Here is a 13,379-nt window from a genome sequence, read left to right as displayed (position 1 = left end):
ATGAAAAAATTGCACAACTTCAACAACACCAGTTATGCAATCGCTTACACAACTAGTTTATTACACTTCCATTTGAAAAGCAACCGTATTTTCTGAAAATAAATAAACTAAGGACACCGTTTACCGTTCATGGTATAATTGACCCGATTAGAATGGAGGTGCTGAGGTGATAAATTTTATGTTGGAAATCCTCGTGCTAGCGCTTGTCTTAAATGCAGGACGTTTTTTTGTAAGCAACAAAAGAAATCGATTGCTCATTTTTTTCTTCTTTAATTACTTATTTATCTGTATCATTAGCTTCTACCCTGAGCAGTGGCTATTTCTAGCACCGTTATACCTGATAACTGGTGCTTATACCTTTCAATTGCATGGAATTAGCGTAACCCTTGTGCTTACCATCGTCTATGCAGCTATTTCACAGTCACTTAACCCGATGAGTCTTGTTTACATTGTAATAAATGCGGTGATCATTTATACCCTTCATCGAAAATTGACTAGTCTCTTTATCAATCAAAGCGAATGGAAGAAAAAACTTTACCAAAATGCGAAACAACTAAATATCTTACGTGAAATCAGTATGGCTATCCAACAAACACGTGATCTTGATAAATTACTACATATCATTGTTACCTCAATTACTGCTGGTCATGGATTAGGCTTTAATCGAGCAATGGTCTTTCTCTATCAAGAAAATGACCAACAGCTAAAGGGGATGATTGGAATTGGACCGATACGACCTGAAGACGGCTTTAGTAAGTGGACCGAAATTGCTGAAATGAAATATCGCTTAGTTGATTTACTAGATCGCAAAGACAATGCCGATATCGATCCAGAATTAAACGCCATCATTAAACATCTGTCATTTAAGATTGAAGCCGGTTCAACTTTTGAAGAGGTATTACAAAATGAGACACATGCGCTTATTTCAACAAAAGATACGCACGATCCTATTCTGCGTCAATTACAACAGTTATTTGATATTGAAGATTGTTTAATTGTCCCTATGATTTATCAAGCTGAACGGATTGGTGTCATTGTCATCGATAACCCGGTTACTAGAAAAATGATTACAGCGGAAGATATTGATAATGTAATGCCTCTTAGTTTACAGGCGGCCATTTCAATACATCAGTTAAATCTCTATCAAAATATAAAAGAGTTGTCCTATACCGATGGTTTAACAGGCTTAAAAAATCAACGTACGCTACAAAACGATTTGGATCATTTAATGCAGGAACCTCATCCTAATTTTGCCGTTATGATGATTGATATTGATTACTTTAAACTGTTTAATGATACACACGGTCACCTATTAGGTAACAAGGTGTTGCAGACATTAGCTGACACATTACAAGCATTAATGACAAATAAAGATCAGAGTTATCGCTTCGGCGGCGAAGAATTTTCAGTGATTCTTACCGATATTACTGTTGAGAAAGCTTATGAACGAGCAGAAAGGATTCGTCGTACCATCGAACAAACCGTCTTTCCAAAAGAAGCTTCTCAACCAAGCGGAAGTTTGACGGTTACTATCGGTGTTTGTCATTATCATCAAATCAATGGCTTAACAACGGACAATCTGCTTAGTGCTGCTGATGACGCACTATACCACGGAAAAGAAAACGGGAAAAATAAAGTGGTCTGTTTTAGGGAGGGATTATAGTGCGTGAATTTATTTACTGGGTTATTCCGTTGGTTGTCTTGTGGTTATCTAGTCGACCCTTTTATAAATTAGCGGTTAAATTAATTGCAAAATACCATTTAAAAAAACTCAATCAATCACTTATTCAGTTACACTATTCATTTGAACAATTGGTATATTTCCATAGCCTTCCTACCCATATTGAGGCAATATCAACGGCTGATAAGGAAGCGATTAAATTAAGATTCGAATACCACCCTTTCTTATTTACGCAACTCACAGGTATATATGTTGATATATGTAGAAAAAATGAAAAAGTAACGTTATGTTATTTACCGATTGATCAATTTATGCTTCCTTATCTTGATCAACAAATGCAACAACAGACCCTTGATTATCGAACAAGCAAAGCGATCAGTATTGCTAAGTTATTACACAGCGACACAAAAGAAAAGTTGATAGATGAAGTCCATGCACAAATTCAATACGGCCGCTATTCCTAACAAAAGGCGTCTTTCTATTAAGGTTCCAACGTTAAACTTAGAAAACCGTTTCTAAAACTCTAGTACCTTTATCGTGATGTAAGTTAAACCTTCAACAGTACAACCTAATTACCCCAATGAAAAAACACCTTCTGAACGAAATCAGAAGGTGTTTTTTCGTTGGAATCCTTTGGCTTAACCTTTCGTTGCACCAGCAGATAATCCAGAGATTAAGTATTTCTGTAAGAACAAGTATACCGTTGCGATTGGAAGTGCAATTAAAATCGCACCCGCAGCAAATCGTGTGAAGTTATTAGAGAATTGATCATTAACAAAGTTAAATAGACCCAGTGCTAATGTGAAGTTCTCAGGACTCCGCAAGACGATACGCGGTAAAATGAAGTCCATAAATGGATTCATAAAGTTAAATAAAGCAACAACCGCTAGGATTGGTTTTGCAAGTGGTAAAAGAATCTGGAAGAAGATTCTGAAGTGACCTGCACCATCCATTTTTGCTGATTCATCAAGCTCTTTTGGCAAGGTATCAAAGTATCCTTTTACAAGAAAAGCATTCATTGGAATATTACCACCAATGTAGATGATGATAAGACCTAATAAACTGTCAAGTAAACCAATCGTATTAAGCAAGATGTATAACGCCACCATCGCCATTAAAACTGGGAACATTTGTAGCAGTAAGAACGCATAAAGACCGTACGTACGTCCTCTAAACCGGTAACGACTGAATGCATATGCGGTAAAACTAACAAGTAACGTACCGACAATCGCCACTGAAATTGAAACCATCAGTGTGTTCTTATACCAGGTTAAATAGTTACTACGCGGGTTGGTAAACAGCCATTCGTAGTGAACAAATGACCAGTTTTCCGGAATAATTGATGCACCGTAAAGATTTGAACTTGGATTTAACGACATCCCGAACGCCCAAAGTAGAGGGTAAATAATAATTACGAACATCACACCGATAATCGCATACATAAGGGCAATCTCTAGGGTGTTTTTAGTCTTTCGACTCATAGGTTGTTTGGCCATTAGAAGTTCCCCTCCTCTTTGAATGAGCTAGAACGACGGAATTGGAAGAATGCGAACGTCGCGACAAACAAGCCCAAAATGATTGAAATCGCAGCAGCTAAACTATACTGTGAATTTGTAAACGTTAAGTTATAGATCCAAGAGATCAAAATATCTGTACCCCCAGCGGATTGACCACGTACCGGCGGTCCCCCATTGTTAAAGAGGTAAATAATATTAAAGTTGTTAAAGTTAAAAGTGAACTGGGTGATCAATAACGGTCCAGTCGCAAACATTAAGTGCGGGAACGTAATGTGTTGGAATTTTTGCCAACGACTTGCCCCGTCCATGTCTGCCGCTTCATACCAGTCGCTTGAAATCCCTTGAAGTACACCAGTAAATAGGGCATAAATGAATGGGAAACCAAGCCATACTTGAATCATAATCAAGGCAACTTTTGTCCAAGTAGAATCGGTTAACCATGGAATTGATGTGTTAAAAAGCGGTTCAATAATATCTGCATTGATCGCTCCAAAGTTATCATTAAATAAAGCCGTAAAGATAATAATTGTAACAAATCCAGGTACTGCCCAAGGTAAAATAAAGACGGTACGGATAAGTTTTTTCCCCTTAAGACGTGAATCATTTGTTAAAATGGATAGGAACATTGCAAGCGCAATTGAAAGTGACGTTGCAAGAAATGTCCAGATAAGTGTCCATGATAATACATTAACAAACGTTGTTCTAAGTTCCGTAATTGTAAACAAATCAATAAAGTTTTTAAAACCAACCCATTCTAGCAGCGCACGTGGCGGTGCATTGTAAAGGCTATAGTTCGTAAATGCCAAGAAACCCATAAATAACAATGGGAAAAGCACAACGAATATCAGTAAGAGTGCACCAGGTCCGACAAGTAAATACGGAAAACCTGTATCCCAAGCATTTCTAAATCCTTCTACTACACCGCTAACGCGCCATCCATTTTGAATTTTTATTGCATCTTTTTTAGCATCAACTATATTAAGACCATAAAAACTCAAGAAGAACGTTAAGAAAATCAGTGAGAGAATACCTTCACTTAAAAATACCCGTGAGTCATCTATACGCTCAACTTCACCTAATGTAATAAGTCCATTTAAACCTGAGGACATATAATCAAACATTGTAATCATAAATGCTGCAAAGAGAATAAAGATTGCAGCGCCTTTTAAGTAGCGCTTATTGTAAGCTTGACCTAAACCAGGAATGATAGAGAGAAGCATCGCGAGTGTAGGGTTATGTTTATTTTTTTGATCAGCTTTAGTCTTTTTGTTGTTATTTGTAGCCATTTAGCCTTTCCCTCCTCAATAAAAGAAAGGGGATTGAGTGGACAAAGACCGCTCAATCCCCCTCATTTAAAACTTATTGTTGCATTAAAGCGATATCTTCTTTGATTAATTCAACAGCTTCATTTAATACTTCTTGTGGATCTTCACCTTGAGAAATAAATGTTAACGCATCACCAATTGGTTCCCAAACTTTAGACATTGCAGGAATGTTAGGCATTGGTTGTGCATATTGTGTTTGTTCAAAGATAGGACCCATGAACTCATCATCAATCGTTACTGCAGTGTGTGCAGGTAATTCTCCAGCTACTTCATAGTAAGTTGCTGAACTTTCTGGATTTGTTAAGAACATTGCTAACTCAGTTGACCAATATTCATGATCAGTATAATAAGAAACTAACCAACCTTTGTTACCTGAGAATGAGCTAAGTACTTCACCGTCAACTGAAGGAAGAATTGAAATACCTAAGTCATCACCTAGTGCACCTTCATAGTCTGGAATGGCCCAAGGACCGTTAACAACCATACCAACGTTACCATCCATGAATAGACCGTTGATTACATCTAAATCAGCACCTTCAGGAATTAAACCTTCTTCAAACCATGATTGGATTGTTTCAGCGCCTTCAACTGCACCTTCGTTATTTAAACCAATATCATCCGGGTTATAGTTGCCTTCATCATCTTGTGCAAAGATGTATCCGCCAGAACCTGTTAGGAACGGATATGTGAAGTAGAAATCAAGGGCGTTCATCATGAAACCATATTGATCGCCATCAGTTAAATCACGAGCAGTAGTCATCAAGTCATCCATTGTTTCTGGTGCTTCAGGAACTAATGCTTTGTTGTAGAATAAAGCGTAAGTTTCAACAACTGCAGGAATACCATATTGGTTTCCTTCATAGTTGAATGAAGTCAACGCTTCTTGGTTGTAATCGGCAAGACGTGCTTCTTGATCTGCCGTAAATTCTAACGGTAGCGCTACACCTTGTAAATGAATATCTCCCATTCTATCATGTGGTTGGAAGAATAAATCAGGACCTTGACCAGATGGACCATCTAAACCAATACCATCTAATTGATCAAGCATGCTGTACGGTGTGATGTTTACTTCAATACCGTGTGCTTCTGTAAAGCTAGCTGCAATTTCTTCATATGCATCTAATTGTTGTTCTTCATCATTTACCCAAATGCTTAATGATTCAGGTTTTTCGGGTACGTCTGAATCTGTACCTTCATCTTCATTTGTATCTTCTGTATCCTCTGTGTTAGTGTCATCACCAGTGTCTTCTTCTGTGGTGTCATCGCCACCACAAGCGACTAGAAACATTGACAATACGAGCATTAATACTGCTGTTAACCAAAACGACTTGCTTTTAAACATGTGTTTTCCCCCTCTAATTTTGAGTGTTAAGTTGTGCAAAGCACGTTGTTAATCGATACAACCCAGGTGAGACCGCTTCATTTAAAACGGTTTCATAAATGGTGATCTTATCTTTTTGGCAGCTCTTACAAATAAGATCAGTAGGCGCTACAACCAACAAGCGTTTGCATAAATGGTGCAATCTTTTCCGGAAGCAAATAACTTGTGAAATCGCTTGCACCATTTGTTAATTTCATTATACTACCATAGTTGGGTAAAAGACAACCCCTTTTTTGAAAAAAGTCTAAAAACATTGTAAACGCTTTATAGATTGTTATATCAACATTTATTAGCTTTCAATTAATTGATTCGCAGTCGTCTCAAGCGATTCAACTTCTTCAGATAGCGCACGCTGCCGTTCGGTCTGATCTTGGATAATCTTGGTGACCTCTTCCGTTTTTTGTTGTAAACCGGTTGCACCGTTTGCTAATTCAGTGACGGAATGCGCGACATCTTCAATGGCTAAGTTAATTTGTTCAATTGACTGATTAATTTCTTCTTGTTCCTTTGTTAACTTTTGATTATCTAAAGCAATCTTCTCAAATAACTTCGTAGATGATCCTGTTTTTGTTAAACTATCACGTGCATGCGCTTCAAACGTCTCAAACGTTTTAACGACAGCTTGAACTTCATCTACTAATGAAACCAACACGTCTTTTGTTTGATTGCTAAACTCATTCGTTCCTTGCGATAATTTTCTGATTTCATCAGCGACGACTGAGAACGTCCGCCCTTCTTTACCCGCTTTCGCCGCTTCAATAGAAGCATTAATTGCTAAAAGGTTGGTTTGATCAGCAATGTCATCAATTCCTTGGATAAAGGCAGTGATATGATCGATTTGTTTTTCAATGGTTGCAATTCGACTTGCCGTTGTTTTCGTGTGCGTACTCAGCTCATGCATTGTACTACCTAAATCTTGCATTAACGTTTGACCATCATCTGAAACAGATTCTAATGCTTTCAGCTGTTGTGACATATAACCCATTGAGGTTTGAATTTCTTCTGCGGATGCTGAGACTTCTTCAGTTGTTGCTGAAATGGTCCCGGTAAAATCTGATTGTTTATTCATTTCATCGTTAAACGTTTCCATCATCTGTTCAATATCGTCCATGCCTTCAAGTTGAACTGTGGATTTTTTTGAGGCCGATTGAACAACTTGGATTACTTTTTCAGACACTTGTTTGCTATTTTTCATCAAGCTGTCCAGCTGTGCGCCCATTTCACCAAGACGAACATCAACCTGTCCAAATTCATCTTTACGTTCTTTTGATTGTTTAAAAGCAAGGTTGCCACTGTGATATGCTTTAATCCGATCCATGACATAACTAACACCTTGTTTTAGCGATTTGGCAAACAACAGTAGTGACACCAAAGGCACTAGAATAAGAATCGCAAGTGCAGACATAATAACAACTGCCGATGTTGCCAATGCATCTTCTAATTGCATCGATGTTTCAGTGCGTTCAGCTTCGATATACTCTTGAATACGTTCATTGACACGATCGATCGCCTGCAGGTTACGTGTAATAACTGGAATAATCCGACGCTCAATGCGCTCTGCTTCCTCACCCACGAATACAGAAGTGAAGTTCTCTTCATAAATAGCTTGATAATCCACTAATGCTGTATCAAGATTGACAAAGTAATTATGTAGAGGATGCTCTTCATTAATATCCGTTTGCAACGCATCGAAGTTATTTCTTGCACGTGTTAAACTTTCAGCGGCGTCTTCTGTTGATTGCTGATTATAGCCTGTAGATGCTAGTTGATAATAAATAATACTCGTATTATTTAATTCATCTACCAGACTTGAAAAGGTTTGCTGAAAATCAGCTGATGCTTCTAAGTCACTACTTGCTTCTTGTACACGGCTGGAATAAGTAAATATTAACGCTGCAGCCAAGATACAAATAAACACAATCATCGCAATCAACCCATATAAGCGATGGATTAGCTTTCGCTCACGCTTTTTACGCTTATTTGTATTCGCTTTCATTTTTGATGCCTTTTTAACCTTTTTCTTCATTCCTCACACCCCTATTTCTATCATTACTACACTGTGTGGCTTCGCTGCAAAAATGCGCAAACGGTTCCACGGGTGTAAGTGTATCATGTTTTTAAAATTAATTCTATATTTTTTTAGGTAAATTAACACATAATTATGCACATATTCATAAATACTAAAGACCCACAGATATTTGTTGTACACGCCCCTCTCCCTTCCAATATTTTGACGCCTTCCCTTTCACAAGTCACTCGATCACCTTAATTAATTATCTTTATTAACTTACACTACTAAGTATAGAGGAGCTATTCGCTTTCCTCAATACTAAAATATTCTTACAAATCCGCATAATCTTAAACTTTCGAAAAAGATCACTTTTAACCGGCAAAACAGACTCAATTCCGTCCATGTACGAATTAAACATGTGATCATTTATGACAATATAAAGGGTCCCGTGCTATTTTTCACACGGAACCCTAAAACGTTATTATTTGTATGTCTTAAGTGTCTATTCACATAGACTAGTCATTAAAGTGATCGGTCACTGCACCAATCGAGCTACATGATACATTATGGGCATACTTACCTAATACACCTTTTTGATAAAGAGGTGGTGCTGTCCAGTTCTCAAATCTTGCTTTTATCGCCTCATCAGATAACGCTACCGTTATTTCTTGCGTGTCAGAGTCAATCGTAATTTCATCGCCTTCTTTAATGACGGCAATGACACCACCATCTTGTGCTTCTGGTGCGATATGACCCACAACCAAACCATGCGTACCACCAGAGAATCGACCATCGGTGAGTAAGGCAACCTTCTCCCCTAGTCCTTTCCCAACAAGTATCGCTGAAATCGACAGCATTTCCGGCATACCAGGACCACCTTTAGGTCCCACACCGCGAATGACTAAGCAATCACCTGAATGAATCTGATTATTCATAACCGCTTCAGTGGCTTCTCGTTCGGACTCAAACACGCGTGCTGGTCCCGTGTGGCGTTTCACTTTAACTCCAGATACTTTTGCAACTGCACCACGTGTCGCCAAGTTACCTTTTAGGATAACAAGTGGGCCCGTCGCACGGTAAGGATCACTAAACGGACGAATGATATCTTGTCCTTCTGCTAGATCAGGCACATCTTTAAGGTTTTCTTGAAGGGTCTGACCCGTCACCGTTAAACAGTCCCCGTGTAAGTAGCCTTCTTTTAGTAATAACTTCATAACTGCCGGTACACCACCGATTTTATACAGATCTTCCATTACATATTTACCACTTGGTTTTAAATCGGCTAAGTGTGGCACTTTCTTTTGCATCCGGTCAAAATCATCAATCGTAATATCTACGTCAACCGCGTGAGCAATTGCTAAGATATGTAATACTGCATTGGTCGATCCACCAAGTGCCATCACTACGGTCATCGCATTTTCAAATGCCTCTTTTGTCATAATGTCTTTAGGATAAATACCTTTTTCTAGTAAATGATAAACCGCTTCACCTGCAGCTTTTACATCCTCATATTTATCTTTAGATTCCGCCGGGTTTGATGAACTTCCTGGTAAACTCATCCCCATGGCCTCAACAGCAGAGGCCATCGTATTTGCCGTGTACATTCCACCGCAACTACCAGCACCTGGACAAGCTGCACACTCAATCCCATGTAATTCTTCATCACTTATGTCACCGTTGTTATGTTTCCCAACACCTTCAAAAACTGATACAATGTCAAGTTTCTCACCGTTACGATACCCCGGGGCTATCGTTCCACCATAAACAAATACCGCCGGTACATCTGTCCGACTGATAGAAATCATACAACCAGGAATATTTTTATCACAGCCACCAATTGCTACATATGCATCCATATTTTCAGCCTCTATTACTGTTTCAATTGAATCAGCAATCACATCACGGCTCGGTAAGCTAAAACGCATGCCATCAGTTCCCATGGAAATACCGTCTGAAACGGTAATTGTATTAAAAATAAGGGCAGTTGCTTGTTGTGCTTCAATGCCCTTTTTGACCTGCTCTGCCAAACCATGAAGGTGGATGTTACACGGGGTGACTTCACTCCACGTACTTGCTACACCAATCATCGGTTGCTTAAAACTTTCGTCCGTCAATCCAACCGCACGAAGCATGGCCCGATTCGGTGCACGCTTTTTATCATCAAATACATGACTTTTTATTCGTAAATCTTTTGTCATAGTGATTCCTCCATTCATTCTTTCTTATACTATAACGATAATTTGCCCCATTTTCAAATTATTATCTATTTTCAGATAAAAAAGTTTATTAATTCACTCATCGCAAAGAAAATTATTGGTTTAAGACTTGTTTTTTCCCATGATAAATATTGGTTATGATTTCGTCGTATGTTAAACTAATAAGGATATGTAAACGATAACATAAAGGGTGAAGAAGATGAATGGACAAGTGATTGGTTTATTAACGTTTGCTTTGGATGGGTACTATTATGGCAAAGTAATTAAAAGCTTAGAAAGAGAAACTAAAAAGCGGGGAGACCGACTGGTTGTTGTCGGTACAAATGGAGATCACTTTGCAAATATCGTCGCCCTTGACGTTGTTGATGTATGGGTACTTGCAATGCATGCTGTCGATGCATCGATTGTTAATGAAATTAAATTACGTAACAAACCCATCATCGGCCTCAATACTTGGTTAGATTGTGATTTCCAGATTAGTATTAACAATGATTTAATCATGCGAACCATCATCAATCATTTAAATTCACATCATTATACAAACATCGGCTATATTGGCGGCCAATTATACCGCGATGGTTTTGAACGTTTGCAAGCTTTTAAACAGTATACTAAAACTGCTGATCGCTTTATTTTTGACAGCAAAGAAGACAATCTCGCAGACATTGCCACGATTATAGCCTCCAATCATAAACATCTAGATGCAATTGTTTGTGCGACTGATTTTATTGCTGCAGGTGTCATTAATCACTTTAAAAAACATCAGATACGTGTCCCTGAAGACATCGCCTTAATGAGCATTGATGATATAGCAGCAGCTCAATCGAATCAACATAGTTTGTCCACTATGCACATCCGCTTTAACCAGATGGGCTTAAAAATAATGGAATCCATTGATTACTACCACACGCATCAACGCTTTCCTGACAAGCCCGTCTATTTAGAATCTTATCCAATATTCCGAAAAAGTTGTGGTTGTGATTGGCACCATGAACATGTCGGTTTAAAAAATCCGATCGAAACCATCGATTACCTAACCATGATGATTGATCGAAACTTTAATCTAGGTCAGCTGTTACAGTTCTCAAATACTGACGCGCTTTTATCGATGCAGTGGCTCAGTCATACACCCATTCGTCGAGGATTCCTTGGTCTATATGAACAGGATAAACTTAAACTTGACGCCTTTCGTTGCTTCGATTTAGAATCTGATCTGTTACCTAAGCATCAGTCGTTACCAAGCACTGATGCTCGTTCATTTCCATCTAAGGAACTCTTATTTGATGCACAATATATGGGAGAGTCAAACACACTCGTCATCATTCCTATTGTTCAAGAACATCATACGATTGGCCTGTTTGGATTCGTTGGAACCGATCATATTTCTGCGGAATTGATGCCGATGCACACGACTTATCAATTGGCGAGCTTCTTTGCTGCTGGTTATACAAGAGCAAAACTTGAAGAACAGTCCAAGCATTATAACGAACAACTCGAGCTTATTTCTGATATTATCTATGACGGGGTCTGGGAATATCATGAGTTTGGGGATGCAATCACTTGTCGTGGCGGAATTGTTGAACACTTTATCCCTCATGCTACAACCGCACAATTTTCAAGTGACCAATTCATCCGTTTTATTCAACCGCAAGACCGACTTACTTTTTTACATGCCTTAAAGATGATTCAACAAAAGACGAAACGTTTTCACATTGAACTACAATTGACCACCCGAAAACGGCAACCCATCTGGATCGAATTAACAGGTGAGATGAGTTATGATCGCTCAAAACAATTAGTTGGGATGGGCTCGATTCGTGATGTCACAGCACAAAAGCGGGCCAATCAACGGATAAATGAACTCGCTTATCACGATTATTTAACCGGTCTTAGTAATCGTGTCTCTTTCGAACGTCATTTAGATGAGACTTTAGCCATCCATCAAAGCGATACGCTAGCACTTGGCTTATTACTATTTGATCTTGATCGTTTTAAAAATATTAATGACAGCTACGGACACCATGTCGGCGATCATCTCTTACGGGCAGTGACAAAACGAATCAAACAAATATTACCCGAAAACAGTTTATTTGCCCGTTTGGGTGGTGATGAATTTGTCATTGTCTTATCTAATTTACCTTCAATCGATTTTGCTTATCAATTAGGTACAAAGATAATCGCCAAAATCAATCAACCTTTTTATCATGAAGATAAACAGTTGTTAATTTCAACGAGTATCGGTATTAGCGTTTATCCAGAGCATTGCCAGACGAGTGAAATGTTACTGCAAACCGCTGATATTGCAATGTATTCTGCCAAAAGAGAGGGGCGCAATCGCGTTCATGTCTTTTCTACAGAGATACAAGCCGAAAACGCAACACAAATTGAGCTTGAGAACCACTTAAGGCAAGCAATTAAATACGATGAACTCGAAGTGTACTTCCAACCGATTTATGATGTTAAAACAGAAAAAATTATCAGTGCAGAGGCTCTGTTACGCTGGCATTCAAATAAGTTTGGCAATGTTTCACCAGCAGTATTTATTCCAATTGCAGAAGAATCCGGTCTTATCGTTGAAATTGGTGAGTGGGTCATCAAAGAATCGATTCGACTCAAACAACAATTCTTTGACCTTCACCATCCGGACCTTAAAATATTTATTAATTTGTCCTCGCGACAAATTAATCACCCACAATTCATTGATCATCTGACCCTTATCTTGCAAGAACATAAAGTAAACCCTTATGACTATGGATTCGAAGTCACTGAGACGATGATGTTTGATAACATCCACTATGGTAAGAAAATTTTGCAGACAATGAAAGACTTAGGACTCACCTTATCGATGGATGATTTTGGTACGGGATATTCCTCTTTATCCACCCTTGAAGAATTACCTGTCCAAAAGATTAAAATTGATAAATCATTTATTGATGATATTGACCAAAAACCATCAAAACAGACCATTCTTAAAGCAATTATCGATATGGCGCATGCCTTAGATTTAAAAGTTGTTGCTGAAGGGATCGAAACAAGGGAACAAAAAAATTTAATGCAAGCACTTAACGTTGATCTCATTCAAGGTTATTATTACGCAAAACCACTACCTGCCACAGACTTCTTACTGCATTTAGAAGAAAAGATGGAACTTAAAGAAAAGATGGAACTTAAAGAAAAGATGGCCTTTGAATAACACAAGACGCTTCATTATTTTATCGGAAACAACCCTTTACACTTGATTAGCGTAA

Annotated in this window: 8 protein-coding genes; 3 read left to right on the top strand and 5 right to left on the bottom strand. The window is 38.4% G+C overall.

The window, feature by feature from the left end; genetic code table 11:
- The first annotated feature begins 166 nt into the window (after window positions 1–166).
- Window positions 167–1,663: a sensor domain-containing diguanylate cyclase gene (locus tag DES38_RS01215; protein ID WP_146206342.1), complete on the top strand. Its 1,497-nt coding sequence runs from the start codon at window positions 167–169 to the stop codon at window positions 1,661–1,663.
- Entirely contained in the window at window positions 1,663–2,145 is a 483-nt protein-coding gene (locus DES38_RS01210) for a hypothetical protein (RefSeq protein WP_110250253.1), read from the top strand. The genes DES38_RS01215 and DES38_RS01210 overlap by 1 nt, the downstream gene beginning before the upstream one ends.
- Window positions 2,146–2,319: 174 nt before the next feature.
- Here the strand turns inward: DES38_RS01210 and DES38_RS01205 are convergent, their stop codons facing one another.
- The 5 genes from DES38_RS01205 to ilvD all read right to left on the bottom strand — a co-directional run bounded on the left by DES38_RS01205 (window position 2,320) and on the right by ilvD (window position 10,113).
- Window positions 2,320–3,162, bottom strand: a complete 843-nt coding sequence (locus DES38_RS01205) for a sugar ABC transporter permease (RefSeq protein ID WP_110250311.1) — start codon at window positions 3,160–3,162, stop codon at window positions 2,320–2,322.
- A 14-nt stretch (window positions 3,163–3,176) separates the two neighbouring features.
- Window positions 3,177–4,484 carry a sugar ABC transporter permease gene (locus DES38_RS01200; RefSeq protein ID WP_110250252.1) on the bottom strand — a complete coding sequence of 436 codons (1,308 nt, stop codon included), beginning with the start codon at window positions 4,482–4,484 and terminating at the stop codon, window positions 3,177–3,179.
- Between the two features lie 73 nt (window positions 4,485–4,557).
- Window positions 4,558–5,865, bottom strand: a complete 1,308-nt coding sequence (locus DES38_RS01195) for a sugar ABC transporter substrate-binding protein (RefSeq protein WP_110250251.1) — start codon at window positions 5,863–5,865, stop codon at window positions 4,558–4,560.
- Window positions 5,866–6,193: 328 nt separating this feature from the next.
- Window positions 6,194–7,930: a methyl-accepting chemotaxis protein gene (locus DES38_RS01190; protein ID WP_110250250.1), complete on the bottom strand. Its 1,737-nt coding sequence runs from the start codon at window positions 7,928–7,930 to the stop codon at window positions 6,194–6,196.
- Between the two features lie 500 nt (window positions 7,931–8,430).
- On the bottom strand, window positions 8,431–10,113 hold the full coding sequence (ilvD, locus tag DES38_RS01185; protein WP_110250249.1) for a dihydroxy-acid dehydratase: 1,683 nt from the start codon (window positions 10,111–10,113) through the stop codon (window positions 8,431–8,433).
- Between the two features lie 217 nt (window positions 10,114–10,330).
- Between ilvD and DES38_RS01180 the strand changes: the two genes are divergently transcribed.
- Window positions 10,331–13,324, top strand: coding sequence for an EAL domain-containing protein (locus DES38_RS01180; RefSeq protein ID WP_110250248.1), 2,994 nt, complete (start codon window positions 10,331–10,333; stop codon window positions 13,322–13,324).
- The last annotated feature ends 55 nt before the right edge of the window (window positions 13,325–13,379 follow it).

Origin of the sequence: Streptohalobacillus salinus (assembly GCF_003201605.1) — a bacterium.
Taxonomy (GTDB): Bacteria; Bacillota; Bacilli; order Bacillales; family Amphibacillaceae; genus Streptohalobacillus; species Streptohalobacillus salinus.
This window is presented reverse-complemented; position numbering and strand designations above follow the sequence as displayed.

What these genes read in the sequence shown, in the direction of transcription:
- DES38_RS01205 (WP_110250311.1), bottom strand. Translation starts at nt 3,162, where the DNA reads ATGAGTCGAAAGACTAAAAACACCCTAGAGATTGCCCTTATGTATGCG.
- DES38_RS01200 (WP_110250252.1), bottom strand. Translation starts at nt 4,484, where the DNA reads ATGGCTACAAATAACAACAAAAAGACTAAAGCTGATCAAAAAAATAAA.
- DES38_RS01195 (WP_110250251.1), bottom strand. Translation starts at nt 5,865, where the DNA reads ATGTTTAAAAGCAAGTCGTTTTGGTTAACAGCAGTATTAATGCTCGTA.
- DES38_RS01190 (WP_110250250.1), bottom strand. Translation starts at nt 7,930, where the DNA reads ATGAAGAAAAAGGTTAAAAAGGCATCAAAAATGAAAGCGAATACAAAT.
- ilvD (WP_110250249.1), bottom strand. Translation starts at nt 10,113, where the DNA reads ATGACAAAAGATTTACGAATAAAAAGTCATGTATTTGATGATAAAAAG.
- DES38_RS01180 (WP_110250248.1), top strand. Translation starts at nt 10,331, where the DNA reads ATGAATGGACAAGTGATTGGTTTATTAACGTTTGCTTTGGATGGGTAC.